Source organism: Thermoprotei archaeon (genome assembly GCA_038881895.1).
In the GTDB taxonomy this organism is placed as follows: Archaea; Thermoproteota; Thermoprotei; order Gearchaeales; family WAQG01; genus JAVZOV01.
Genome location: JAVZOV010000002.1, coordinates 324,539 through 350,239, shown reverse-complemented (window position 1 = coordinate 350,239; position 25,701 = coordinate 324,539). Strand labels below are relative to the sequence as shown.

Genomic DNA, 25,701 nt, shown 5'->3' with positions numbered 1-25,701 from the left:
TTATTGTAACTGAAAACTTCACTCTGAATGCTCATAATAGGACATAAAAAATAAGTATTATAAATTTTACCATAATCCTAAAGCCTTAGTTATTGAGAATCCAAAGACAATAATGCATATTATCATGAAAACTATGTTTGAAAGTACTAGGACCCAGTGCAGTCTAAGCTCTTTGGGAAGCTTATAATTAAGATATAACAGAAATGGGATAGAGAAGAACGCTGCGAAATTAGCTGCATTTGCTGCTATCAGAATTAATCCGACTGGTGCAGATGTGAACATTGCCACAGAGGCCCAAGCCAGAATTACCGCTAAGGTTATATAGTATATATATCTAATATCACCTTTGGCCCACTTTCTTACTCCTTCTATTTTCCAAAATGCGTCACTAAATGCTCTTACTATGGCATCAGCAACGCCCATTTGTGTTTTAAATAGAACTAATATGGCAACAATAACACCCCACCAGTATCCTGGCACTCCATAAAACTTTTCAAGTCCATATGCTAACCATAATGGGACATTCCACAATATTGATATTTTCCAACCATATGCAAGTGAATATGCGAGAATCATAGGTATAGCCATACCGACAATTGCGCCAAGACAGAATATTATTAAAAGCTCTTCCATAGCGAGTTTTAGCCATCTTTTATAAGTAGCAAGATTTTCAGCGGTGAGCCTAAATATTTTTCCGACAGGTGACACGAGTATCTTTTTACCACCAACGATGGCTGGAATGTATCCTGTAACAGAACCCATTCCAAATCCTTTATCTTTAAAATAATTTACAATGATATAATTAATAGCTGTGGCATAGCCGATATATCCCCACCAACCCCCGAACATAACAGGATCTATCTTTGGAGGAAAATACCCAACTGAGATTAAGTACCTTCCAGCTTCACTCCAAATAGAGAATGGTACAAGTATTATAGCTAAAATTATAAATGATGTAAAGAGTACACCTAAATCAAACCAATTAAAAATTTCAAGTGTTCTAGCGATTCTTTTACCCAAAGATAAGATTACGAATGTTAAGCCTAATAGAATTATTCCTGTAGTAGCAACTAAGGGTCTATCACCAGGTCCTGGCATTCTTCCTAAAATTCCACCTGTGAGAGCAGCAGCACTGCTATATGCCCATCCTCCCCACACAAAAGAGAGAAAAACTAGCACCGCACCTATTACTCCTGCCCATATTCCGATCCTGAACATAGTTGTTATAGGTGTTTCTCCAGTTGCTGTCGTAATTTTAGCCCAGCTGTATATAAATGCTGTCTGTAATAGCGCTCCTATCCATACTAACCATAATAATCCAAGTCCGATAGTAATTGACATTGAAGGCCCTAAGAGAAATTCTCCGCTTCCAATTGATGTTCCTAATGCTATAAGTGCTGAACCCCAAAGTAGTATAACCTTGTTTTTCCAAGTTATTTTAGTCACGTTAAATACTTCTTCTGGTGTAGGTAATTTATCAGCAACTTCATATCCAAGTGTAGTTTCATCAGGATCCTTCTTTTCCATGCTAGATCACACTAATAGTTTGTTCATATGTATTATTTAAACTTTACTATTATAATATGATAATCTTAAATATTAAGTTATGAAATAGGATAACATTATATATAGGTCTGTTACTAAATTTTAGAATAGTGATGATAAGAGTTATGTTAAATACGAAAACTATATTTTGTAGATAGAGCATTAATTAAACTTGGTTGATGCAATTGGTTAAAAAGGATGATGCTGTTAATGATTTACGGAAAATGATTGGAAGTGAAAACGTGGAGGACGATGAATTAGTAATTAAGCTTTATGTTAAAAATGCTGTTTATATGGAAGGTTCTGCGATAGCTGTAGTTTTTCCACGATCTGCTGAAGATGTGTCCAAGATTATAAAATATTGTTATAAGAATGATGTGAAGATTTATCCCCAGGGTTCTGCAAGTGAGATTGTTGGTTCATCAACACCATCTGAAAATGGTATTGTATTAAGTTTAGAAAGGATGACAAAGATTAAGGAAATTAATATCGTAGATTCTTATGTGATTGTTGAACCTGGATTGAAATTGTTTGAACTAAACCAGCAATTAGCAAAACATGGCTATATTTTTCCGATAGATCCGGCATCAGTTAAATCGGCTTCTATAGGTGGTGCTATTAATAGTGGTTCTGGTGGAATGATGGGAGCTAAATATGGGACAATAAAGGATTGGGTGTTGGGATTAGAATTTGTTTTACCTGATGAAAATGGAACGATTCTTCGTATTGGATCGAAGACAACGAAATATAGGCAGGGTTATGATTTTATTAGGTTAATCGTTGGCAGTGAAGGTACGCTGGCAATAGTTACAGAAGCAATTTTAAAAATAATACCGTTACCTGAGAATGTTGTTACTATAGCAGGGTTCTTTTCAGAGCTCGAGGATTTGATGAAAACTGTTATTGATATAAAAAAGAGTAAAATTGATGTGTTAATAATGGAGTTTGTTGATGATAAAAGTGTAAAAATAGCATCTGAAGTTGTGGGTTCTAAAATAAAAGGTAGTGGACATTTCTTAATAACTAGTGTTGCTATCGCACCAGAAGCTTCCGAAAGGATTTTGTCCACTTTAGAAAACATATACGCATCTCATGGAGCAAACTCTATTTATAAGGCTAAGAACCAGGACGAAACAGAAAAAATGGGCCTTTTTGATATCAGGAGAAATTATTATCCAGCATCAATTAAATTGGCGGCAGAAACTCGTAAAGATCCAATGAGCAGACCATTGGTATACGTTGAAGATATTTCAGTTCCTCCTTCAAAACTTATCGATGCAGTTAATAGGTTAAGAAATTTAGAGAATAAATTCAATATACCTATGACATTAGGTGGTCATATTAGTGATGGTAACATTCATCCTGTTATCTGGGTCGAGGAAAAGGATGAGGACAAGCTTAATGCTCTTTATGAAATGGTTAAAGAGATTATGAAAATAGGTATTGAATTAGATGGTACAATGAGTTCAGAGCACGGAATTGGGAAAACAAAAAAGGAGGGATTAATTATGGAATTAGAAAGTAAAGGAAGTATGAAAGCTTTAGAACTAATGAAGGAGGTTAAGAAAATTTTTGATCCTAAAAATATTTTAAATCCAGATAAAATGTTTCTAAGGTGATAATTGTGCTAGAGGAGGTCAAGCTAGAAAAAGAGATGTTTATGAAAGAACTTTTGAAGTGCTCTTTTTGCGGATTTTGTGAGTGGGTATGTCCTACATTAAAAGTTAATGAGTCTAGATTATATGGACCTAGAGGAAGAGTTAACATTATTATATTTGCATTAAAGAATAATATTTGGACTGCACCAGGTTTAGATTCTATTTTTAGTTGCTTATTATGTGGAGCCTGCAATACACAATGTCCTGCAGGAATTAAGATCGATAAATTTATAAGATCATTTAGATACTATCTAGCATATAATAGTTTTAAAATTTAGGTGATAAAAATGCCTCTACCTGTAAAAGATATTTTAAAAATGATTGCTGATAATACTAAAAAATATGGTATGCCGTTTCCAATGCCTAAAGAAGTCATTTATAAATGGGCAGATGGATTAGACCTACCGAAAGGTGGTGATACAGTGTTATTTACTGGACTTCTCTATCAAATGATCCCCTATATTAATGCTTCAATAAAATATTTAGAGTCCGTAGAGGAAAGTAAATATCTTAGCGTTTTAATGAAAGCTGGCGGAATCGTAAGTGTAATAAGTAAATTACTTTTGAGGGTTTCAGAAGAAGAACTCAAAGAGCAATATGAAGTGTTAAGAGGGATCGCTATACTCTTAAAAAAGACAGGCACTCAATTCGGTTATTTATACGAAAATGATATGTATTCTGGCGCATTACTTTATGATATGGGATTAGATAATGACTTCAGGGAATATGCTGTGATGGTCTATAATAAATTAAAATCACTAGGTGTGAGGACACTCATCACTATTGACCCACATACTACGTATATGATGAGAGAAGTCTACAAAAATATTATACCTGGTTATGATTTAATGGTTAAAAACTATTTTGAGATACTTACGAATTCAAGTATTGAACCAACTAAAATCTTAAAGGAGAGTGCAACACTACATGACCCATGTTATTATGCAAGATATTTAAAAATCATCGATGAACCTCGCAGACTTTTAGAAAAAGGTGGCATTAACATTATGGAGCCTGAGAGAAATAAAGAATTAACATTTTGCTGTGGTGGTCCTATAGAATCAATAACGCCTGGATTATCTAAACGTGTAGCTCAATTAAGAGTGAGTGAATTATCTATTGCAAATAAAAACATTATTACTATGTGCCCAATATGCTATGCAAATTTATCTAGGGTTAAACCAAAAGATGTTGCTGTTAAAGATGTTTCTCATTATCTTTACACTATATATAGATGATATCTATGAAAAAGATTGATGCAATACTTAAAGAGATTTATACTGCACTTGATGATCAATCATTACAATCTGGGTTACAAAGAACACTTAAAAACCTATTACCGGCATCTCATAAAGTATTAAAACGCTGGCCTTATTTAATTAAACTCGCTGATGAGGTAAGAAAGATAAGAGAAGAAACTTTAAAAAATTTAGATTATTACATAGATGAAATTATCAAAAATGTAGAATCGATTAATGGAAAAGGATATTTTGCTAAAGATAGGCATGAAGCTATTAAAATAATCGATGAGATTGTTGGCAATGATAGAAAGCTTATAGTAAAGGCTAAGTCCATGGTAACTGAAGAGTTAAAATTACGTGAACATTTAATTGAAAAAGGTCATATTGTCTACGAAACTGATTTAGGTGAACTTTTAATACAAATATCTAAAGATAAACCTATGCATGCAATAGCCCCAGCAATTCACATGTCTAGAGAAAAAGCAGTCAAACTTCTTAAAAATATAGGAGTTCATGTCTCAGAAGAAATGTCGTATGAAGATATAGTTAAAGGTGTTAGGATGTTTTTAAGAGAGAAATTCATAAATGCTGATGTAGGTATTAGTGGAGCAAATGTAGTTGCGGCAGATTCAGGTGCTACTATCCTTATATCAAATGAGGGAAACATTCGACTATCTACAATTTTACCACCAAAACACATTGCGATTGCAAGTATAGAGAAAATAATGCCTACTATAAATGATGCTTATAAACAAGCACTTGTGCAAGCTGGTTATGCAGGATTATATCCTCCAACATATTTATCTTTAACAGCTGGTCCGAGCAGTACTGCTGACATAGAATATCATCGTGTATATGGTGTGCATGGTCCTAAAGAGTTCCATTTAATATTGTATGATGGAGGGAGATCTGATGCCATTAAAAATCAATATCTATGGGAACAACTTTTATGTATCAAATGCGGTAGATGCCAAGCAGAATGCCCTATCTGGGATTTAGTAGCTAATATTTGGGGTGGTAGCGTGTATGGGGGCCCTATGGGTATTGTATGGACAGCTATAACAGAAGACATTGACACTGCTGCACAATTAGCATTAATATGCTTAGGATGTGGAAGGTGTAAAGAAGTATGCCCGATGAAAATAAACATGCCAGATATTATTCGTTATCTTAAAACATATATTAGTAAAACAATAATCTAAACCAATTTTACGATTCAGACTCAACGTTTAAATTCAATTATAAGAGTACCAACTAAACTTTTTGCTATGAATTGTGTTATTTTTCCTAATATTAACTCTAATATTGTTCTTACTGGATGTTGACATTCTCTACAACTAGGGTGGGAGGTTCTTGGTCAAATCATCACCACAGTTGTTGAGTTCTGGGCTGTGTCAAGCCAGTTGTTATGGACATATGGTTTGCTTGTCTGAGCCTCCTCACCAGCTTCGTTCGGGGAGCCTTATTCAGGCTTTTAAATATTCACCGCATTCGAGCGACACGCTCAAAAACATGTGATGAACATCACGTTCAAACCTAATGGATAATTCATCCCAGAAACAAAGTTCTAAGCTTTCCTGTCGAGTCTTATGTAAAATTAGCAATCTATCCTTTAGGAAGAAAAGAAAAAAGAAAGAAGAATAGAGTAATTTTTTGTGCTGTTAAATTTCTTCTAGGAGCGTTGTGAAGAAGTCGTGGTGTTCCTCTTCATCCTTTAGTATTCCTTCAAATAGAAACGATGTTGTCACATCGTTTTCTTTATGGGCTTTCTCTATTATCTCCTTATAGAGTTTTATTGCGTTCTCCTCGTCTTTTATATCCTGCTCAATCATTTCCTTCAGCGTCTTCCCTACAAATATTTCTGCTGGCTCAGTTGTTGGGGTACCACCTAAATAGGAAAGTCTCTCCGCTATAGCCTCGGCATGCTTCATTTCGGTTATAGCTATCTTCTTCAATTCCTCTCGAACCGCAAAGCCTTTAACACCAATCCATTGCACATGCTGCCACATATATTGAATGGACACTTGGAGCTCTCGTGCTATAGCCTCATTCAATAAATCTAGCAGCTCTTTAGAAGCCAAAAATTTTTCACCTCTTCTTTTAAATATATCCGTTTATATATAAATATTTATCTAATTCATGGCCGTCAGCTAAAAGTCCCCCTAATCCTCAATCTGATCTCTTCATACTATAATATTATTCTTTCGGTTTCTTGAGGATTACGGGACAAATCTTCTTGACACCATCTATAGTGTTTATTTTTCTCAGAGATTGTTTTGCCAGCTCTTTTGTATCTTTCACCCATATTTCAATCATTATCATGCATCGCCCGTTGAGGTGCTACATATCTTACTTCAGATAATTCGCATAATTTTTGCGATATCTCTAGGAATTTTGAGGTGTTTACTCAAAATCCAAACCTTAAGAGATTTATCCAAGAAGTTATAAAATTCGATGCAAAAACAAATAACATAGGGTAAAATAAATTTTTAGGTATTTGCATTACATGAATTCAGCAAGAAATCTTACGACCTTTAATTGTGGGATAGATTTCAACACTTGCTAAAACGTGTAGAAGTAGTGTTAATAATTTTATAGATAACTTTAAAACTTATGTGAAATGTTATTAATTTGGTAAGTTAGATGTGAGAGGATATGAGTCAGGCATCTGCCCCAGGTTTAGTGTATTTATCTGGTGATCATACATTATTTCGTACAGGAACAAGCTTAGCAACTACAATTAATAAACGCATAGTAATTTATACGGAACCTCGTTTTAAAGGGGAAAATAAAATAAGAGTATCCACTGAGGATGGAATGTTATCTTTACGTTATGAGCGTAGAAGAATTATTGTAGATAAAGGGGGATTATTAGCTAAGAAAGTTTTAAGACCGATAGTTGTAAGTGCTCTTAAAACAATGGAGTTTCTTAGGAATAGTAACCAATTAGATATCACAGTAAAGTCTGACATACCAGTGTCAGTATTTCCTTCTACTTCTCTATCTATAGCAACTGTAATGTCAGTTACGCACAGTTTAAGTGGTCGTATTGATCGTGACTTTCTTTGGAAAGTAGTTTTTGATTCGGAGCGAAGCATAAGGAAAAGCCCTTCAACTTTCGAAATCATGCTTCTTATAACAGGCGGTTTAGCTGTATTTAAGATTGGAGAGAAGCCGATTTTTATAAAATCAAAGAAAAATTTGTTATTTTTAATAGCCTTAAGCAGTAAGAAATATTCATTAGCAAGCAGTCCAGAAATAGTACTTAGACCATTTTTAAGTAATATATCAGGCTATATAAACGATATTACACGTAGTATGAACTGGATAAGTGAAAACATTTATAATGCATTAGATCAAGGGGATACTGAGCGTGTAGGAATGTTAATGAATCTAGCTCACAGTCTTATAAGAGCATTAAATATTACAACTCCAAAAATAGATGAGTTGGTCAATGCTGCACTCAGATCTGGAGCTTTGGGTGCTAAAGTAACATGGGTTAATGGTGGATTAGTGATGGCATTAGTTAAAGATGATATACTTAAAAATGTTCATAAATCATTAGAGCGAAGAAGCAATGCGGTATTCATTTCCTCTATAGACTACAACGGTGCAAAAATTGAGAGCTGAAAATTTCTTGTACTTTCTGAGTTTCATTGAATGGTAATCTGTCAAACATATTTCCCAAATACGAGAATTGTTAAGCAATAGATAAGTGCCTAGTTAAGTTAGTTCGTATCTGTAGTTGTCATTATTTCTACACATTTTGCGAGAGTTACATGCTAATGGCAGTAAACGGTTTATAATGAAAAACAAAATTTCATTTTTCTATAGCAAGAGAGGAATAGCCTACAACGTGTGATTTATCACCTGATACATCACCTGATGTTGCATACTTTAATAAAGTAATGCTATTAGCTCCTAAAATTCTTGAAGCATGAATTACACTGGCTATTGCACCAGGTCCGCATGCAGATATATCATGCATGTAAACAGTTTTGAATAATTCTTTTATATCCATGCTAAGTACTGATTTTATCAGGATACCATCTTTTTTAATAGCTTTTTCATGAGGTTCATAATGCGTTAGGTCAGATGAGGCTATCAATAAAACATTTTCATTTTCTACTGCTTTTGCTATGGAATTACCTAAGCATTCAGCAGTTTCCACTTCCTGTATCATCATAACAATCGGTACAAATCTAAAATCGGAACCGAAAATATATTGGAGAAATGGTAATTGAACTTCGACTGAGTGTTCATAAATATGTGCTATATGATCATCTTTTGCATATTTGCAACCAGAGATTATCTTTTTTGCTATTGTACTATCTATACGTACTTTTCCTAATGGTGTCTCCCAAATTCCTTCAGACATGACCGATACGCTTGGACCGTATCCTGTATGATTAGGCCCTATTATTATAATCAAATCAGGCTTACCATCTGATGCAACTTTATAATATCCGTGAGCTGCTACTGGTCCTGAGTACATGTATCCCGCATGGGGTGAAATTATACCGATTAACCTTCTAGAAATGCTAGGTTCACGTAGTTTTGGCAATTCTCTAGGACCTATTGGGTGCATGAAACACCATTCAATCTGCTTTTTTAAATCCTCTGGATCAGCTTCATAAAAACTTCCAGAAACTGCGCTCTTTCTCATACGTTCCATAGGTCTTCTATTAAATTAAGTAACTGCATGCACAAAAATTTATGCATTTGACTTAACATTAGTTGATTAAATTTATTAAATGCTAACTTTCTTCAGTAAGTTTTGCTTCAAAATCATCTATTGGTACGCTTAGATCACCATCCGGCGGTATTTCACCACGTTCCCTTAATATTTGTCTTGCTAAAAGCCAATATACTGTCGCTAAAGCCCTTTTACCTTTATTGTTTACCGGAATTACAAGATCAATATTGCTACATTCGTGCTCAGTATCACATAAGGCCACCACTGGTATTCCGACTTTGCTTGCTTCTTCAACAGCCTGAGAATCCGCCATTGGATCATTAACAAACACTACATCAGGCTCTAAATAAAATGGTAATTGTGGGTTTGTGAGCATGCCTGGTAAGAACCTACCCAAGGATGATATAGAACCTACAAGTTCACAGAATTTTTTAACAGGTTGTATTGCATATGGTCTAGATGCAACTACTAATATCTTTGCAGGCTCAAAAAATGACAAAAACTTTCCTGCCACTCTAATCCGTTCATCTATATCTTTTGGACTTATTATGTTTATCCCATCAACGCGTGTTCTAAAAATGAAACGTTGCATATATTTGGATTTGTAACGTGTACCTATGTGTAAACCAGAAGTAACATAAAGTTCTGTAGGTGCCACTTTTAATTGCTCTGTTCTCTCTTCGTCCTTGTATTTTTCAGTCTTTTTACCTCTCTCTCCTGATGAATTATCTTGTTTGCTCATTTATTTTTCACCTAGTACATTTTTGAATAAAACTTCTAATATTTATTTTTTCATCCTATAAATAAAAGCTGGTTTTATATTGTTATCTAACTCCTCAATCCTAATAAGCTCATTGAGTTTACTGATCCGTTCTCCTCCTACGGTACCTGTTTTTATAATTGGAACTTGATACGCAACGGCTAGATGTGCTATTGTCTCATCAGTGGTCTCTCCACTTCTGTGTGAAACAATCGGTGTAAATCCATATTCACGTGCATATTTAATGACTTTTATTGCATCACTTATTGTGCCAACTTGATTAGGTTTTATTATTATTCCATTTCCTGCCTTACGATTAATACCTTCAATGAGTCTATCAATTCTGGTTGCGAATATATCATCACCTACTATAACAGTACCATAATCTTTCACTATCTTAGTGAGCTCAGCAAAAGTGTCAAAACTATCTTCATGAAATGGGTCTTCTAAGTATAATATTTGATATTTCTCTATTAACGAAAACATATAATTAAGATGCTGATCTTCAGTAAATACTTTATCCTCATATTTATAAACTTTTTTATCAGGATACCATAAATTAGATGCAGCAATATCCATGCCAATTCCTATTTCTACAGGCACGTTAATCATAGATTTTACATTTTTTATTGCTTCGTTAACAGCATCAAGAGCCTTCTCTATTGTTACCTTAGTAACCCATGCTCCTTCATCATTTTTCCCTCCTGCAAAGTATGGATCAATATGTGAAAGTATTTTAGAAAGTTCTTTATGAACCATTACATTAATCATTATAGCATCAAATATCGTAGGTGGGTTTAAAGGAAATACTAATATTTCTTGAAATGGTATCGACCTATCACGTGCATGCTTTCCTCCTCCTATTACATTACCAAGAGGCAAAGGTAGCTCGTATACACCTAGATTGTTCAGATGTTTATACAGTGGTAATCCTAATGTATTAGATGCAGCTTTCGCGTTTGCAAAAGATAAAGATGTTGCTGCTGCTCCCCCGATTCTTGAGAAATTCGTGGTTCCATCTAATTCCTTTAATTGGGAATCAAAAAATGCTTGGTTTGAGGAATCTAGCCCTTTTAGTTTAGGAAAAATCTCTCTAGTTAAGATCTCTAATACTTTTCTTGGGCCACCTTCAGGTATATGTGGCACTTCATACGCACTTGTGCTTAATCCGCTAGGAGCAGATGCCCTTCCAAACCCCTTGACTGTATATACTTCGCTCTCAATTGTAGGATTTCCCCGACTGTCTAAAATTATGCGTGACTTTAACTCACGTATCTCAGTATCCATGTTTAAAACTAGTTACTTTAGGAAATAAACTTATTCCTCTTGAGAAGGTGCTGGTGAGAATTGTATCATTTCATCTATTAAGTTTACATGGCTAATAAACATCCTTCTGCAACAGTATCTTTTAATCCCTAACTCATCAAGAACCTTACCAGCGTCATGTTCTTTTTCATATCTCTTTACAAATTCATCCCAATACTGTGCGATCGGTGCACCACATGTAAAACATCTAATTGGAATCATCATAAACGATCACCAACATTACCTATAGGATTTCTGCCTTTTAGCTCTAGCGCTTCTTCCTCTTGGTTTCTTAGGTTCCGCCTGACGTGGATCACCTACGATTAAGCTCCTATCATATGCTGAATATAAAGCTTTTATATCTTCACGATTTGTAATCTTGATAAGCCCACGTGCTATTGCGGTCCTAATTGCTTGAGCTTGACCCATAAAACCTCCTCCTTGCACTATCACATCGATATCGTACATTTTTCTAGTTTGTTCATCTAGAAGAAGTAATGGTTCACTTATTAACATCCTAATAAATTTTGGTTCATAAACTTCTAATAGTACACTATTAATTCTAACTCTCCCAATACCTGGTTTGATTATTGCGCGCGCAATTGCAGTCTTTCTTTTTCCGGAAGCTATTACAATGCTCATTTAATCACCCCTAAGAGCTTTGTCTAAGAATCTTTAGAACATCATCCAAATAAACATATTTGTTGCCAAGTCTAGATGTATCAGCTTCAGGGAATCTAATATACTTATAGTTTTGTAAGTCTTCAGGAATACCAATATAGACTCTCAATCTTTTGTAAGCACTTCTACCTTTCTCTTGTTTATAGGGCAGCATACCTCTTATCGTCCTTCTTATAATACCATCAGGTCTCCTAGGATTCCGATGTCCGAGTTTTTCAGGATTTTTCAGTGTTGATCTTTCAATTTTTTCTTCGAATCTTTCTAGAACCCTTTCTCTCGTTCCACTTATAACCGCTTTCTCAGCATTCACAATTATAACATTCTTACCTGAAAGTAGTAAAGATGCCACCTTGCTCGCCATTCGACCTAGTATTTGATTTTTTGCATCAACTATAACAGTCTCCTCATTCATCTTACTCACCCTATAATTTTTACGTTTGATCCACTAGGTCTAATCTTTACAATCTGATTAATACTTATGCATTGCCCTCCTGCGCTCATAATTTTTTCGCGTGCAGTTTTAGAAAATGAGAGCGCTGCAACTGTTACTGGATGATCAATTTTTCCTGCTCCCAATACTTTACCAGGTACGATCACAACATCATCCTTTTCTGTGTATCTGTTAACTCTGCTTATATTTACATGAATACGTTGACGTTTAGGTTTCTCTATTAGCTCAGCTACAGTTTTCCAAATCGGTGCTCCCCAAGTTTTACTTGCTTTCCTTAAATTCCTTAATAAAACTCGTATTACAGGATTTGTCGGTCCTGCTTTCTTAACCACTTACATCAACCCCCTTTTCCAGATTCTCCAGTTGTGAACTAATATTTCTACAATCAGAGATTAATAAATCAATCGCTTTAAGAAAAACTTTCTCAGGTGACATTGCACCTGTTGATTCAAGTCTATATATGTATTCATTATCACGCCAACGAACTTTGATGGCGCCATTAGAAATATCTTCACAATATTTACAAAGTGTACAATTGACTGGATTTGCTAAAGTTGGATATCCATCAACAATTTTTAATACACCCTTAGGGCACGATTTTATTATATTCTCAGCAGTCTTACTATCATATTTTTGCCACAATTCTTTATCAACTTCTATATATGGCATGTTTTTGTACGCACTAACTGATACCGGTTGCCATTTAGCATGTTCTGAGCCTGTTCCTAATCTAGCCATAGCCTCTAATTGAATGCGCTGTCCTTTTTTAAGAAGAACTATAGGAATGGTGCTCCAAGCTGGCTTAACACTTTGATCAGATGATACAAGTTGTGAAGAATAAACAACCTGATTGTCGGATGCGGCTTTAACCTCTAACTTAAGGATCACAGTAGTATCCGGCAGCATTTCGTCAAGGTCAGTAGTTAATGGTATAAGACCAAGTCTATGTGCAAGAATCTCATCATACATAATTGATGAATTTTCTAATATTATTACAGTATCAATAGCCATTGTAGGTACGCGGTTTATAGTCGCTCTTCTAATAGCATTTAGTAATGTAACATCCACTCCTTCTACCACGAACATCATTTTTAGCTGGTCTTTTTCAAGTATTTTTACATTCATGCCAGACCGACCTATGTATCAAATTTTTAAATAGAAAGTAGCCTATAAATATGCCTTTCTGTATATTAATTTTAACATGATGAATGAGATACTAGAGTTATACAAAAAGGCAGGGAAGATACTTTATACTGCACTGAAAAAAGCTGCAAACAAGATTCATGTAGATATGCCAATCATAGAATTATGCGAATTAGTAGAAAACGAAATAAAATCCGGTGGAGCAGAACCTGCATTTCCATGTAACATATCAATAAATAATATAGCTGCGCACGATACAGCTGATGTAAACGATGCAAGAGTAATACCACCTAATAGTATCGTAAAAATAGATGGCGGAGCACATATCGAAGGCTACATCGTCGATTCTGCTATTACTGTTTCATTTGATCCAGATTACGATAGACTTTTATTAGCTGCGCAAAAGGCATTATCAAATGCACTAGAGATCATACGACCTGGAATAAGTCTTAAAGAATTAGGTAAAACGATTGAAAACACTATACGACAGTATGGCTACAAACCGATATCAAACCTTACTGGACATCAAATCTCGCGATATATTTTACACACAGGCAAAATAGTACCTAATGTGTACGCATTCCTAGAACACGGAGAAGTAATAGAGGGAGAGATTTATGCAATAGAACCATTCGCTACGAATGGAAGAGGGGAAGTCCACGACCTATCATATTCGCGTATTTATGCTCTATTATCAAAACCGAAAAGAGTGAATGATACTGTAGATGAACTGGCAGTTAGAATATGGAACGAACGTAAAGGATTACCATTCACACCAAGATGGTACTTATATAATTATAGTAATGCAAAGCAACTAGTTAATGAGATGGTAAAAAGAAAAATTGCTACAAAATATCCTGTATTAGCAGAGATAAACAACAGTTATGTAGCACAATTTGAGCATACCATTCTAGTTACTAAAGAAAAACCCCTAGTTTTTACTGAAATTTAAAATTTTATTAGAGAATTTTGTAAAAATAGTCAAAGGCAGTAGTCCTCTAAGAAAACCTTTCTTTTGCAAACTTTTTTCTTCTTTTACAACATAAACTGCTTTAATGTACATTTTCGAATTACATTTAGGACATAAATCTTCAGTAATTTTATTTACGTGTTCTTTCTCTTTATAAGCTCTCTCAAAATTGTATCCACAAGAAGTACACTCTAGGAGAGACATAATCTTGAAGTCTTTAAATTCATTCAATAAACTGGTTAAAGGATCATACGATGGTTTTGTTGTGCTCATTTATTTTAACCTCCTAACGAATTACCAATACCTATAGTATTACCTATTCCAGCTATTATTACTATTCCTCCTTCAGGTACACGCTCATGTATAATATTTTTAATCCGTTCAATAACTTTATCGACAGACTCAGCTAATTTCTTAGACATAGCTGATACGGCCTCATCAATCCCTTGCTTTATTACAATCGATTCTACAGGAATACCATACTTCGTTGATGATTCCTCTATCTTATACTTCTCAGGACCAGGATCTCCTATTGCAGCTCCGACACCTTCTGCTATTGTTCCACTTTCTTCACTTTCTAATTTTGCTGCGGCATCAATCATTATTATCAAATTAATTTTGTTTTGGTATTCTTCTATAAGCTTTTGTATTGCTTCACCAGGCTTTCCAACTCTACCACCTGGACCAGCCGCTTTAACAATCATTGCTTTTCTTCCATCAATATCTAACTCTGACATGATAGTCTCAGTTGTAATTACTTTGTAATTTTGAGACTTCATCATTAACCTCGCAGCAACCATTGCTCCTACACCATCACCGATAGGTATTCCTTTAATTGTAGCGAAAAATGACATATAATAAGCTCTAGCTATATCTCTTAAAAGAGCCATTAAAAGTTCCAGTTGCGCCATTATAACTATACTACCAGCCTTTCTGCCAACTATGTACCAGTGCTTAGCATATTTATATATGGAATTCAACGCCATAGCTGTTGTTAATGTGTTTTCTAAATTTGCTTTCTCTTCTCCATCAGCAATTGGCGCAATTTTATTTACTAAAAGCTTAAGCTTATTCCTAGAAACATTAAGCAAGTGATCTAACCGTTTTATAAATCCATAAGGATCGCGTTCTACAGGCTCTATATAAAAGAACTCTAATGCATCACTTACAATTTTCTCTAATTCTTCCTTATTCTGATTATACTTACTTGCTACTGAGATGAATATCTCACGACTTCTCTTTGCGTAAATCTCAAGCCTAACAAGATCTTTGCTTACCCTAGCGGTATAAAGCCACATTTGAACAGGCCCAAACATAAACAAGAAAAGAGTAACCAGATATACTATTCCTATGATTAAACTAATCCAGTTCGTAGTCGAAGTCTCCCCAAAACCAAATTGGTCATAAAGTACTTGATAAAATACTTCCATCATTTCTTTTTTTCACCAAAGAAAAATAGAAATATGTTACATATAAATGTAAACGAACTGCTCAAAAAAATAAGTATACATTATCGAAAATTTTACATAAGACTCGACAGGAAAGCTTAGAACTTTGTTTCTGGGATGAATTATCCATTAGGTTTGAACGTGATGTTCATCACATGTTTTTGAGCGTGTCGCTCGAATGTGGTGAATATTTAAAAGCCTGAATAAGGCTCCCCGAACGAAGCTGGTGAGGAGGCTCAGACAAGCAAACCATATGTCCATAACAACTGGCTTGACACAGCCCAGAACTCAACAACTGTGAACGAAAATATGATTCGATCGAGAATCCCCGACTTTAGTCGTGGAGAGCGTCAAATGTAGATCCATTCTTCAGAATTGTGAAAAATCCAATATGAAAGTTTAAATGTAAGATTTTTTTGAAAATATTGGGGTACGCCGGCCATAGGGGGCGGGTCTCACCCGAACCCATTCCGAACTCGGAAGTTAAACCGCCCTCCGTTGCGGCTAGTAGTAGGCTCCGCGAGGGCCTGCGAAAGCCGCAAAGCTGGCGGCCCCTTAAGTATTTCAATAGCATGATCAATTTTATAACATAAACTTTCAGGGCTAGTAAAGCACTTCATGTTAGACGTTAATCCTTATCTGTCCTATTCCTTTTGGAAACAGGACTCACACTTACTACCTAGTTAAAAACTGAGTGATAAAAAGTACTACAACAAAAATTGCTGCAGAACTGTTGTGTGATTAGTGGATTTTTGTTCCTTCCTCTTTATCTCTGTTACTAGAGGTTCATTAAAGGCATCACAACACAAAAAACAAAAATCCATAAAATTTACCTATTCAGAAAGTGCTGAAAACCTAATAATAGGGCTAGGTTATTTGATTGATATTTTAGTTTATAGAACAATTATAATGAGAAACTTTTTTATTCACCTTACTTATAAGATAGATTGTGGGGCCGTGGCCTAGCCAGGTATGGCGACGGGCTCCAGTTATTGGAGCGTTGACTATCCGATGAGGATTTGGGATGATATAGGGGAGACCCGGAAGCCAGGGGTTCAAATCCCCTCGGCCCCACTAACTGATAAGTTAATAATTGACTCTGCAATGTCCTCGCTATATTCTGCAATACGTCTAATGCTTTCCATTATTAGCTTTAGTTCTATCATTGTGGATGTGGGTATTGTATTGTTTTCCAATAGTTTATTGGTTATATCTTGTTCATAATCGGCAATAAAGCTTGTGTCGCTAATTAATTCTTGTGCTAACTTTTTATCCATTTTATTAAGAGCTCGAATAACTTTTTCATAAATTGAAACTGTTCTATTTCCAAAATCTTCTAACAAATCTAATGAGTTTGTGGTTGGCCATTTTAGTATTCTGGTTATTGATTTGGCGATTCTAGCTGAATGGTCCCCTATTCTTTCGATACTTTTTGCTATTATTCTATATTCAAGTCCTTCTGATAATTTGTTAAGACCTATATCCTTGACTGTTGATATATTTAATGCTACCATGTTTAGCTGTCTTACTATAAAATGATAAAACCTGTCAACTTCATCATCTCTTTCTATTATGTCTTTTGCTAATTCTATATTTTGGGTTTTTAATGATTCCAGTGCATCCTTATACATAAAGAGTGAAATTAGGTGCATTCGGTTAATAGCTTTAAGAAGAGGAAGTTGTGAGTGATTTGTGAGAACTTGTGTTGTTATATCCTTTGAAGTTTCTTCAACTATCTCTATTCCTATAAGCTTATTTCTTATTAAATTTTTTATTATTGACCGTAAACTAGAGCTTGTGATAAACATTATTTTTATTACAGTTGAACCTGCTAGATAATGCGCCAGGTATTCTCTGAATACTATGTCTTCGTTTGAATCTGCTCCAACAACGATTGTACTGATAGGCGTTTCTTTTATGATGTTGCTTGGAGAAATTAATAATGAACCATCTGGACCAATTCTAAACATGATTGGTGTGCCAGATTTTAATCCCATTTCTGATGCCCATTTTTTTGGTAATGAAACAATAAATGTTGATTTACCTGTAAGTTGAACACGTCTAACTATATACGACATATTAAATCTAAATAGAGAAAATATCTTGATATATTTATTTCTAATCTATATTTCTTAAATACATTTGTATAGATTTCGATGGTTATTTTTATAAACTACTTTTTATTATTTTGTATTAATTTGACGGTGAATTTTATGGTTAGGCTCATAGAATTGGGTTTAGAAAGACTTAACAACATGCTAAGTGAAATGGCGTCACTTTCTGAAAAAACAGTTAACCTATCTTTAGAGGCATTCATGTCTGGCGTTGATGTTAAAGAAGAAGTTTTAAAACGGGCTCAACAACTGAAACAAATGAAAGAAGAAATTGGAGAACTAGTAGTAGAGATCATTGCTAGATATCAGCCAGCAGCATCAGATTTAAGATTCATAAAGTCTGCATTAGAAATATCTTACGATTTTTATAGATTTGGGCGATATTCTTACGATATAGCAGTCATACTAGGTGATGTAGGGGCAATTTCTGAATGCGACAAAGAAATAATAAAAAATGCCTCGAAAATTGTTATTACAATGATGCGAGATGCTATAAAAGCGTTTATATTGAGAAATGTAGAACTTACACATTTAATATACGAAAAAGATGATGAAATAGACAAAATATACGAAGAAGCATTCAAAAAAGCAATTCACACTAATAATCCTCTGTGCGATATAACGTCACTATTGATATTACGTTATTTAGAGCGTATAGCCGATCATGCAACATATATCGCAGATTCCTTAGTTTATATTGTAAAAGGAACATGAAATCCTTAGAATTAGCAAATCCAATCAATAACAATTTAATTTTTATTAAAGATTTTAAACTTATTAACAATTACTAGAGCACAGCGATAATTTCTTTACAGTAGGTTGTATTAACTTTATATTAATCTGAATAGAATACTTAACTAGGAATAAAAATGTCTACAGTGCCAAAGAGCATTAAATATCTCATGATGTATATTGCTGGAGACATTATAACATCTGAAAATCCTGGAAAAGGATTGCGAAAATGGCGAGAAATTTTTAATGTGCAACAAAATGAGCTATCAAGAAAGATCAGAATTCCACCTCCAGTGATAAGCAATTATGAACAAGGACGTAGACTCCCTGGAATAAAGGCTATAGATAAGATCGTAAGAGGATTAATAGACATAGATCGTGAAAGAGGCTATCCGATCTCAAGCAAAATAGCTGGCTTTATGTTTGAATCAGATGCCATACTTGACATGAAAGATTTCACCACCCCAGTATCAGTAAAAAATTTTGCTGAGGCTGTTGAGGGTGATATCCTTTACGGCAAACATTTAATTGAAAGGCCTGTTTTCGGATACACAGTGATCGATAGTATTAAAGCAATATTATCAATGAGTGGATACGAATTTTTTAGATTAATGGGATTAACAACAGCACGTGCAGCAATTTTTACAAACGTATCAAAAGGACGCTCCCCTATGATAGCTGTACGTGTATATCCTATAAAACCAATGGTAGTTATAATTCATGGCCCAAAAAAGATTAATGATCAACTGCCAGTAAAAATCGCAGAAATAGAACAAATACCACTAATATTATCTAAAATTGATAGCGTTGAAAAACTTTTAACATCACTTAGACGAATTCACGAGTAATTCATTCGTAATCTTATACCTTTTTGCTCAATAAATGTAAATCTAGATTTTTTCTAAGATAAAAGTAAGTCGCTTGAAATGGTTTTATAAAATGATCTTCTCTTCCATCCTTTAGAACTGAAGTTCTTTAGACAATTCATTTGCAGTTTACTCTAGTTCTTATAATTTCACTGTATTAGGTTTTTAATTGGCTAGCCAGAAAATCTGGAACTTTAATGAAATGAATGGTATTTAAATGTTCTGAGGATAAATACGATATAAGAAAATGCTCGGCTAGGTAGGTAATGTTTACAATGTGAACCAAACGCAATAACTCATAGGATAACGAGCTCTGGGAGAGTTGCGAGTCTCTCAAAACCAGCAATCTGGGGTGTAAACCGTTGTGGGATTCATGGATTTTCGTCCCTTCCCTCTATCGGCAAACGCTTTCGAGGGCCTTCGCCGCCAACGGTGAAGGACGGCACATTGGAAGTTTCCCCGCCTGCCTGTCGTCCTATTCGCATTGGAAGCAGGACCCATATCGGCATAAAAAATCAACTCAAAACGCCTATAAAAATCTATCTATTCAAAAACTGCTCACCAACCCAAGCTCTCAAAGTGGAGCGCAAGAACATTCCAACTCATGCTTGAATACAAGCTTAAATGGCTTAACCTTCTAGTCAAATACGTTAACCCAGCCAACTCATCTAAAACCTGCCCAGTCTGCTCCGGAAGCATGGCTTCCTATCTGGGCAGGATAATGAGATGCGAAGAATGCGGATTAACAATGGATAGGGATATTGTAGCGGTGTTAAACCTTCAGATGCGGGGAGAAGGGTTCACCCAGAGAGACCCCGATGAGCTAATTGAGGGGGAAGGGTTAAGTAGGAATGAAAATAGCAATTCACTATGCATTCCTACTAATCCAGAACCCAACACTGGAAACTCTGGTCTCAGACTCTGAAGAATTTCATCTACTTGCCTCTCTTATTTAACAATGCAGGTTGAATAATCGATCTGTTACACCTACTCTTTAGTTAATATTCTTTGTGTTTAAAGTTGGTTGGGTTCTTGTTTTAATGTTTTCATTGGTTTGTTGTTCATTATCCTTTGGGTTTAACTTCATTCCATTTCATTTAAGGGCTGTATCAGCTAGCCTATTAACCTTGCCTCCACAGGCGAGCTAATTCAGTACTACATAGTCTATCATTGTTATTGGCGTGGTTGTAATTTATATTTGGGTAAAAATACTCTTATTAGAGAACAATGCCGTGGCATATTGAATATAACATATTTGGGATTGTTAGTGAAGGGAAGCGCATTGAGATACTTAAGTTGTTAGGTTCATATGGATCTTTACGTTTCTCTGAAATAAAAGAAAAACTCCATTTGCGACAGGAAGAAACAAGCAACTTAAGTTATCATATAAGAATGTTACAGTCTCATGGATTAATCGATAAAGATTTAGAGACAGGAGAATATATATTGACAGGATTAGGACGCAAAATCTTAGAGCTTATTAATGAAATAGAATACTCAATTAAGTATTCAAAACTTCTTGTAAGAACATCGAGACCAGCATTAGAACCGTTTGATGCTCAAAAAATTGTTAGCTCATTAATTAAAGAGGCAAAATTGCCGAGGAGTCTTGCAGAGGATATAGCAAGAGAAGCAGAGCTCAGACTTAGCAAAATGCCTATAAAATATCTCACATCTGCATTCATAAGAGAGCTGGTGAATTCTATTCTTGTTGAAAGAGGATTAGATGACGTTCGCCTACAGGTCATGAGGTTAGGTTTACCAGTTCATGATGTGCATCAGATAATATTTGGTAATGAAAGAAAAATAAAGAACCCTAGGCTCATACACTATAAACTTAGTTCATCAATGCTTAGAGACTACACATTATTAAGACTTCTTTCTAAAGATCTTTCAGATGCACACTCCTCTGGTGATTTACATGTTATAGATCTTGATGAGTGGTCATTGTCTACTGTTAATATAAATCATGACATGTACATACTATTAAACTATAAATTTGATGATATGAATCTTTTTTTACCATCAAATGGAATGAAGTCTCTTAATAATGCGTTAATGAGAATTATGTATATGCTATATAACTTTGATCAGGAAGTTTCTGGTGGCCAATCATTACCATTATTCAATTTCTTATTAGCTCCTTATACAAAAAATATTCCTGATAACGAACTAGTAACATATTTTATTCACTTTATTTATAACATAAATAATGTATTCATATGGAGAAACAAATTAACAGTATCTTTAGGTTTACATACAGATCTACCTAAGGGATTCGAAAATCTGGAGATCAAAATAAATGGTACAATTCATACTCTTAATGAATATATTGATGAGGCTCACCGTGTTTTTAATGCGTTCATTAATGCACTATTGCAACTTAATTCTAATGGTAGGCCTCCTATTCTTCCAATCATACATGTTTATGTAGAATCTCTGAGTGATGATTCAAAAAATAATCTGATGAATGCAATAAAACTTAATTTATCAGGTTATACGGTTACTTTTATTAATAAGCTGAGGTCATCATTACTGGATACTATTTACACTAATGATCTTTATAGAGTTGCACTTTCTCATTATGATTCCTCACAATATGACATAGCATCGGTTACAGCAATCAATATGCCTAGGTTAGTTATGAAAAGTGATTTAAATGAAAATACATTACCAAACTTTATTGGAGATATAATAAGGTCTGCTGTAAAAATTGCTGCATCTAAGAATAACTTGCTAGAATTAATGATAAAAAATGAGACTTTACCCTACACATTACATGAATATAAGGGAACATTATACATAAATAATGATAATATCTTCCATATAATCACACCAATTGGTTTGTATGAAGCAATACTTCTTTTAACAGATCACGATTATTTTTCCACACCATCATCGCGATCGTTGTTAATTAAAATACTCAACGAGATTAACAAAATTATTAGAGAATACTCCGAACAAGAGAGTTTAAAAATACTACTTGCCCAAAATATAAGAGACGAACCGGCATACAGATTTTCAATGCTGGACAGAAAACTCTATCCAAAATACTACAGTATACTAATGACAAGAACAAAGCCTGGAAAATATTCGAATGGATTAATAGAAGAATGGAGAATTATTGATATACAAGACTTAATAACTTTAGATTCAGAAGTAGATCCATTTTTATCTGGTGGTCACGCCGTAAAAGTATGGTTAGATGACGAAATTTCATCACCAGAAACAATAATGAATCACTTATCCAGAACATTCCCATCCTATAATGTTAACATACTTCAATATAACAAAAATTTTGTTTTTTGTATGGCATGCAAAAGATTAAGTGTCGGAATCCAGAAAACATGTCCTGTATGCGGTGCTAGAGGCAAATATTTAATTTATTATGCGAATGTAGAGAATGGTTATCAATTTATATCTGATGACGACACTAGACTTTCTGTCATAGAACGAACATCACATGAACTGTGATCTTTCATTAAACTTTTTATAATCATTTATTATATTTCTCTTGGGGGATGACGTGACTGATCTGCACCGATACAATATGGGTGAATGCACCTCCACTGACCCCATTAAGAGGTGGTTATGATTGTCGCCTCATGTTTTGGATCACAATGGTTTTATAATGGAAGTCTCTATAGCTCCAATCTCTGCTCTAAAACCTCACGAAGAAACAATACCAGAAATGGTAACAAACTTGATGAACCAAGTTAGCCAAAATAAAATGTTCAGACATCCTATAATCGTAGATAAACAAACAAACATAATACTTGATGGAATGCACAGACACAAAGTTGCTTTTATACTAGGATTAAAATTTATACCGGTTATTTATGTTTCATACGACGATCCATCAATAAAAATATTACGGTGGTGGCGCTCATCAGAAATAAAAGATAGAGAAATAGTAGTACGATTAGCATCCAAATTTAGACTCGAAAAAATAAGCAAAAACATCTTTGAAAAAGTAAAAAACAGTGTAAAATTAGTAATGCTATATAGTGATGAAATTTTTATTAATAATAAAGAAATTGATTCCCTACAAAGTTATAAAATAGTAAGATTGATTGAAAATGAACTAGTACAAATGAAAAAAACAATCCAATACATTAGAGAAGATTCCCTATTATTGGGATCATCGATAATTAAACCTAATATGTTATTTTTTACTGGTAAAAATATTTCTAAACAAGACGTAAAAGAAAACGCTCTCAAGAATCAACTTTTTCCACACAAATCAACATGTCATGTATTTCCAGCCAGGGTATATAATGTAAACATTGATTTAGAATTATTAAAAAATAATAAAGATTTTTCCTCGCTTGAAGCATTAGTGACCAAGCAGCTTTCTAATAGACTAGTTAAATATATACCAAGGCCATGTATTTATGAAAATGAGGTAAAAGATGAAGCATGTTATGAATATCAATGAGATAACAATTAAGATAGAATACTATGGTGTAATAGGAGCCCTAGCAGGTACAAAACATGAAATAATCCAAATCCCAGAAAACTCAACACTAAAAAATCTTCTAGAAAAACTAGTAAAAACGAAAAACGCATCGTTCAAAGAAAGACTGTTTAAGAATAACGAGATAGAATCTGACATAATCATATTAATAAATAAAGTTGATTACAGACTTTTACAGTACCTTAGCACTCCACTTAAAAATAACGACACTATCACAATAATTTCCGTAGTACACGGAGGATAATATTCTTAAAAATCTTTAAATAGCTGTGACTAAAGTGATAATTCTTTATCTCTCTCTTTAATATCCACACGACTTGTAATATAACCTGCAATTTTGTTCATTATCTTTTTTGAGTACATTATAGACCCGAATTTTTCTTTAAGAAATTTTTTGTTTTTCTCAAAGTCAGTAGTAAATTGATCTGGATATAACTCTAGCAACCTCAACGCGATCCTCTTTATCATACGTGTACGAATTTTTCCCATACTATCACCACTAAAAAAGGAATATTCGCTAAAAATAAGGTTTTTGCTTTAAAATTAACAATCTAATAAAAATTAGTTTATTTACTGTTCCTAATGAGAGTGATGGTGATGCTCGTGTTCATGCTCTAATTCTTCTACTTCTTCACTAGTTTCCTCTAGGTGTGGTTGATATTCTCCTTTCAGTGCAGCTGCAAAATCATTTTCTTGGGGTACTCCTATGAACATGACTTGCCCATTTACTGCAACTGTTGGTACAGCACTCACGTTATATTTGTCAGCAATCTCCGGAAATTCGTACGCTTCAACTATATTCGATTCTACATTATTGGTTGCTATTGCAGCACTATTAGAGAGCAGAGCTGCGTAAGGACACCATGGACAACTCGGTGTAACAACAACTTCCACAACCGCCTTATTCTCAAGCGTTTTTAATTTGTTGTAAGTTTCAGTTGAAAGTTTTGGCGTATGCTTTGAGGCCAGAACTATAGTTTCTAGAAAAGCCCAGGTCTCTTGTCCAACAGGTGCTCCTAAGTATTTAATGTTATACCCATCGAATATTATTACCGGGGCTTTCTCTACATTAAATTTGGCAAATATGTCATCATTTTTATCTTTAACATATAATTGGATAATCAGTTTATTGTTAGAGAGTTCAGATATTTCATAAAGGAATTCTTTCAAAGTCTCACAATAAGGACAATCATCTTTATTTTCATCATGAAAATAAAGTAACGTAAGCTGATTTGTCATACCAGATAACTTTTTTCTTACGACCTCTCTAGATTTTGCATCCAAAACCATATTTCCTATCGCCTCACTATGTTCTAGAATATTATTTCAAAGAGAAATATAAATCTGCTTATACCTAAATGAACTCAATGTAAAAACACACCAACCTCCTCTTGAAAACAAGGGCTGCTTTCAAACTGTGTCAACGGTACTACCTGTTATGGAGGCAAGCACAATAATTCCGCTTACATGTGTTCATAGCTCCATTATTGAGTGACCTGCTCAAATTAAGAAACGTCCAACACTTTTTGAGAAACTCTGAGACTGAAACTTAGACTTTCATGAGAAACTATCTCAAAAATTAGTTCGTATTTTTCATTATTTTATTCATTGTAT

General features: G+C 34.3%; 27 protein-coding genes, 1 tRNA gene and 1 rRNA gene. 15 read left to right on the top strand and 14 right to left on the bottom strand.

Annotation, left to right across the window (positions count from 1 at the left end):
* Window positions 1-66 precede the first annotated feature (66 nt).
* The gene (locus tag QW128_04870) at window positions 67-1,527 is read right to left on the bottom strand and encodes an Nramp family divalent metal transporter (GenBank protein ID MEM3832915.1); all 1,461 of its coding nucleotides are present in this window, start codon (window positions 1,525-1,527) and stop codon (window positions 67-69) included.
* 197 nt (window positions 1,528-1,724) lie between these two features.
* On the opposite strand from QW128_04870, the gene QW128_04865 reads away from it, so the two are divergent.
* Genes QW128_04865 through QW128_04850 form a run of 4 tightly spaced genes read left to right on the top strand, consistent with a single transcriptional unit; the run spans window position 1,725 to window position 5,646 of the window.
* A complete protein-coding gene (locus QW128_04865) occupies window positions 1,725-3,164 on the top strand; it encodes an FAD-binding oxidoreductase (protein ID MEM3832914.1) in 1,440 nt (479 codons plus the stop codon).
* A gap of 5 nt (window positions 3,165-3,169) precedes the next feature.
* Window positions 3,170-3,481 carry a (Fe-S)-binding protein gene (locus QW128_04860; GenBank protein ID MEM3832913.1) on the top strand — a complete coding sequence of 104 codons (312 nt, stop codon included), beginning with the start codon at window positions 3,170-3,172 and terminating at the stop codon, window positions 3,479-3,481.
* 9 nt (window positions 3,482-3,490) lie between these two features.
* Entirely contained in the window at window positions 3,491-4,441 is a 951-nt protein-coding gene (locus tag QW128_04855; protein MEM3832912.1) for a (Fe-S)-binding protein, read from the top strand.
* Between the two features lie 5 nt (window positions 4,442-4,446).
* Entirely contained in the window at window positions 4,447-5,646 is a 1,200-nt protein-coding gene (locus tag QW128_04850; protein ID MEM3832911.1) for a lactate utilization protein B, read from the top strand.
* A gap of 459 nt (window positions 5,647-6,105) precedes the next feature.
* Here QW128_04850 and QW128_04845 read toward each other — a convergent pair whose 3' ends face one another.
* Complete coding sequence (locus QW128_04845) at window positions 6,106-6,525, bottom strand: ferritin-like domain-containing protein (GenBank protein MEM3832910.1); 420 nt, start codon at window positions 6,523-6,525, stop codon at window positions 6,106-6,108.
* Between the two features lie 574 nt (window positions 6,526-7,099).
* Here QW128_04845 and QW128_04840 point away from each other — a divergent pair.
* Window positions 7,100-8,074, top strand: coding sequence for a hypothetical protein (locus tag QW128_04840; protein ID MEM3832909.1), 975 nt, complete (start codon window positions 7,100-7,102; stop codon window positions 8,072-8,074).
* A gap of 190 nt (window positions 8,075-8,264) precedes the next feature.
* Here the strand turns inward: QW128_04840 and amrB are convergent, their stop codons facing one another.
* The 8 genes from amrB to QW128_04800 form a co-directional block, all read right to left on the bottom strand.
* Window positions 8,265-9,119 (bottom strand): AmmeMemoRadiSam system protein B, encoded by an 855-nt coding sequence (amrB, locus tag QW128_04835; GenBank protein ID MEM3832908.1) that lies wholly within the window; start codon window positions 9,117-9,119, stop codon window positions 8,265-8,267.
* An 82-nt stretch (window positions 9,120-9,201) separates the two neighbouring features.
* Entirely contained in the window at window positions 9,202-9,882 is a 681-nt protein-coding gene (gene rpsB, locus QW128_04830) for a 30S ribosomal protein S2 (protein MEM3832907.1), read from the bottom strand.
* A 42-nt stretch (window positions 9,883-9,924) separates the two neighbouring features.
* Complete coding sequence (locus tag QW128_04825; GenBank protein MEM3832906.1) at window positions 9,925-11,187, bottom strand: enolase C-terminal domain-like protein; 1,263 nt, start codon at window positions 11,185-11,187, stop codon at window positions 9,925-9,927.
* A 30-nt stretch (window positions 11,188-11,217) separates the two neighbouring features.
* Window positions 11,218-11,430 carry a DNA-directed RNA polymerase subunit N gene (locus QW128_04820; GenBank protein ID MEM3832905.1) on the bottom strand — a complete coding sequence of 71 codons (213 nt, stop codon included), beginning with the start codon at window positions 11,428-11,430 and terminating at the stop codon, window positions 11,218-11,220.
* A 15-nt stretch (window positions 11,431-11,445) separates the two neighbouring features.
* Window positions 11,446-11,847 (bottom strand): 30S ribosomal protein S9, encoded by a 402-nt coding sequence (locus QW128_04815; protein ID MEM3832904.1) that lies wholly within the window; start codon window positions 11,845-11,847, stop codon window positions 11,446-11,448.
* A 10-nt stretch (window positions 11,848-11,857) separates the two neighbouring features.
* Window positions 11,858-12,298: a 50S ribosomal protein L13 gene (locus QW128_04810; GenBank protein MEM3832903.1), complete on the bottom strand. Its 441-nt coding sequence runs from the start codon at window positions 12,296-12,298 to the stop codon at window positions 11,858-11,860.
* A 5-nt stretch (window positions 12,299-12,303) separates the two neighbouring features.
* Window positions 12,304-12,669, bottom strand: coding sequence for a 50S ribosomal protein L18e (locus tag QW128_04805; GenBank protein MEM3832902.1), 366 nt, complete (start codon window positions 12,667-12,669; stop codon window positions 12,304-12,306).
* The gene (locus QW128_04800; protein MEM3832901.1) at window positions 12,662-13,462 is read right to left on the bottom strand and encodes a DNA-directed RNA polymerase subunit D; all 801 of its coding nucleotides are present in this window, start codon (window positions 13,460-13,462) and stop codon (window positions 12,662-12,664) included. The genes QW128_04805 and QW128_04800 overlap by 8 nt, the downstream gene beginning before the upstream one ends.
* Before the next feature lie 76 nt (window positions 13,463-13,538).
* On the opposite strand from QW128_04800, the gene map reads away from it, so the two are divergent.
* A complete protein-coding gene (map, locus tag QW128_04795; GenBank protein MEM3832900.1) occupies window positions 13,539-14,432 on the top strand; it encodes a type II methionyl aminopeptidase in 894 nt (297 codons plus the stop codon).
* On the opposite strand, the gene QW128_04790 is transcribed toward map, so the two are convergent.
* Window positions 14,412-14,723, bottom strand: a complete 312-nt coding sequence (locus tag QW128_04790; GenBank protein MEM3832899.1) for a hypothetical protein — start codon at window positions 14,721-14,723, stop codon at window positions 14,412-14,414. The genes map and QW128_04790 overlap by 21 nt on opposite strands.
* Before the next feature lie 5 nt (window positions 14,724-14,728).
* Complete coding sequence (locus tag QW128_04785; protein ID MEM3832898.1) at window positions 14,729-15,883, bottom strand: DUF1512 domain-containing protein; 1,155 nt, start codon at window positions 15,881-15,883, stop codon at window positions 14,729-14,731.
* A 446-nt stretch (window positions 15,884-16,329) separates the two neighbouring features.
* Here QW128_04785 and rrf point away from each other — a divergent pair.
* From rrf to QW128_04740, 9 genes are all read left to right on the top strand, one after another.
* Window positions 16,330-16,451: ribosomal RNA gene (gene rrf / locus QW128_04780) — 5S ribosomal RNA — on the top strand.
* Between the two features lie 398 nt (window positions 16,452-16,849).
* Window positions 16,850-16,972: transfer RNA gene (locus tag QW128_04775), tRNA-Trp, on the top strand.
* A 789-nt stretch (window positions 16,973-17,761) separates the two neighbouring features.
* Window positions 17,762-17,953 carry a hypothetical protein gene (locus tag QW128_04770; GenBank protein ID MEM3832897.1) on the top strand — a complete coding sequence of 64 codons (192 nt, stop codon included), beginning with the start codon at window positions 17,762-17,764 and terminating at the stop codon, window positions 17,951-17,953.
* Window positions 17,954-18,111: 158 nt separating this feature from the next.
* Complete coding sequence (phoU, locus tag QW128_04765) at window positions 18,112-18,726, top strand: phosphate signaling complex protein PhoU (GenBank protein ID MEM3832896.1); 615 nt, start codon at window positions 18,112-18,114, stop codon at window positions 18,724-18,726.
* A 155-nt stretch (window positions 18,727-18,881) separates the two neighbouring features.
* Entirely contained in the window at window positions 18,882-19,592 is a 711-nt protein-coding gene (locus tag QW128_04760) for a helix-turn-helix domain-containing protein (GenBank protein MEM3832895.1), read from the top strand.
* A gap of 559 nt (window positions 19,593-20,151) precedes the next feature.
* Entirely contained in the window at window positions 20,152-20,535 is a 384-nt protein-coding gene (locus QW128_04755; protein MEM3832894.1) for a transposase, read from the top strand.
* A gap of 302 nt (window positions 20,536-20,837) precedes the next feature.
* Window positions 20,838-23,084, top strand: a complete 2,247-nt coding sequence (nrdD, locus tag QW128_04750; GenBank protein MEM3832893.1) for an anaerobic ribonucleoside-triphosphate reductase — start codon at window positions 20,838-20,840, stop codon at window positions 23,082-23,084.
* Window positions 23,085-23,205: 121 nt separating this feature from the next.
* Complete coding sequence (locus tag QW128_04745) at window positions 23,206-24,048, top strand: hypothetical protein (GenBank protein MEM3832892.1); 843 nt, start codon at window positions 23,206-23,208, stop codon at window positions 24,046-24,048.
* Window positions 24,035-24,331 (top strand): MoaD/ThiS family protein, encoded by a 297-nt coding sequence (locus tag QW128_04740; protein MEM3832891.1) that lies wholly within the window; start codon window positions 24,035-24,037, stop codon window positions 24,329-24,331. The genes QW128_04745 and QW128_04740 overlap by 14 nt, the downstream gene beginning before the upstream one ends.
* Window positions 24,332-24,360: 29 nt before the next feature.
* Here the strand turns inward: QW128_04740 and QW128_04735 are convergent, their stop codons facing one another.
* Complete coding sequence (locus tag QW128_04735) at window positions 24,361-24,576, bottom strand: 30S ribosomal protein S17e (GenBank protein ID MEM3832890.1); 216 nt, start codon at window positions 24,574-24,576, stop codon at window positions 24,361-24,363.
* Window positions 24,577-24,666: 90 nt separating this feature from the next.
* Complete coding sequence (locus QW128_04730) at window positions 24,667-25,377, bottom strand: thioredoxin family protein (protein ID MEM3832889.1); 711 nt, start codon at window positions 25,375-25,377, stop codon at window positions 24,667-24,669.
* Between the last annotated feature and the right edge of the window lie 324 nt (window positions 25,378-25,701).

Bases quoted from the DNA above. Each gene is read 5' to 3' on its own strand.
- QW128_04770 (MEM3832897.1), top strand. From the start codon at position 17,762: ATGTCTTCGTTTGAATCTGCTCCAACAACGATTGTACTGATAGGCGTT.
- QW128_04740 (MEM3832891.1), top strand. From the start codon at position 24,035: ATGAATATCAATGAGATAACAATTAAGATAGAATACTATGGTGTAATA.
- QW128_04810 (MEM3832903.1), bottom strand. From the start codon at position 12,298: ATGAATGAGGAGACTGTTATAGTTGATGCAAAAAATCAAATACTAGGT.
- QW128_04865 (MEM3832914.1), top strand. From the start codon at position 1,725: ATGCAATTGGTTAAAAAGGATGATGCTGTTAATGATTTACGGAAAATG.
- QW128_04730 (MEM3832889.1), bottom strand. From the start codon at position 25,377: ATGGTTTTGGATGCAAAATCTAGAGAGGTCGTAAGAAAAAAGTTATCT.
- QW128_04790 (MEM3832899.1), bottom strand. From the start codon at position 14,723: ATGAGCACAACAAAACCATCGTATGATCCTTTAACCAGTTTATTGAAT.
- QW128_04850 (MEM3832911.1), top strand. From the start codon at position 4,447: ATGAAAAAGATTGATGCAATACTTAAAGAGATTTATACTGCACTTGAT.
- QW128_04815 (MEM3832904.1), bottom strand. From the start codon at position 11,847: ATGAGCATTGTAATAGCTTCCGGAAAAAGAAAGACTGCAATTGCGCGC.
- QW128_04840 (MEM3832909.1), top strand. From the start codon at position 7,100: ATGAGTCAGGCATCTGCCCCAGGTTTAGTGTATTTATCTGGTGATCAT.
- amrB (MEM3832908.1), bottom strand. From the start codon at position 9,119: ATGGAACGTATGAGAAAGAGCGCAGTTTCTGGAAGTTTTTATGAAGCT.
- nrdD (MEM3832893.1), top strand. From the start codon at position 20,838: ATGCCGTGGCATATTGAATATAACATATTTGGGATTGTTAGTGAAGGG.
- phoU (MEM3832896.1), top strand. From the start codon at position 18,112: ATGGTTAGGCTCATAGAATTGGGTTTAGAAAGACTTAACAACATGCTA.
- QW128_04735 (MEM3832890.1), bottom strand. From the start codon at position 24,576: ATGGGAAAAATTCGTACACGTATGATAAAGAGGATCGCGTTGAGGTTG.
- QW128_04820 (MEM3832905.1), bottom strand. From the start codon at position 11,430: ATGATGATTCCAATTAGATGTTTTACATGTGGTGCACCGATCGCACAG.
- QW128_04825 (MEM3832906.1), bottom strand. From the start codon at position 11,187: ATGGATACTGAGATACGTGAGTTAAAGTCACGCATAATTTTAGACAGT.
- QW128_04760 (MEM3832895.1), top strand. From the start codon at position 18,882: ATGTCTACAGTGCCAAAGAGCATTAAATATCTCATGATGTATATTGCT.
- QW128_04800 (MEM3832901.1), bottom strand. From the start codon at position 13,462: ATGAATGTAAAAATACTTGAAAAAGACCAGCTAAAAATGATGTTCGTG.
- rpsB (MEM3832907.1), bottom strand. From the start codon at position 9,882: ATGAGCAAACAAGATAATTCATCAGGAGAGAGAGGTAAAAAGACTGAA.
- map (MEM3832900.1), top strand. From the start codon at position 13,539: ATGATGAATGAGATACTAGAGTTATACAAAAAGGCAGGGAAGATACTT.
- QW128_04785 (MEM3832898.1), bottom strand. From the start codon at position 15,883: ATGATGGAAGTATTTTATCAAGTACTTTATGACCAATTTGGTTTTGGG.
- QW128_04855 (MEM3832912.1), top strand. From the start codon at position 3,491: ATGCCTCTACCTGTAAAAGATATTTTAAAAATGATTGCTGATAATACT.
- QW128_04870 (MEM3832915.1), bottom strand. From the start codon at position 1,527: ATGGAAAAGAAGGATCCTGATGAAACTACACTTGGATATGAAGTTGCT.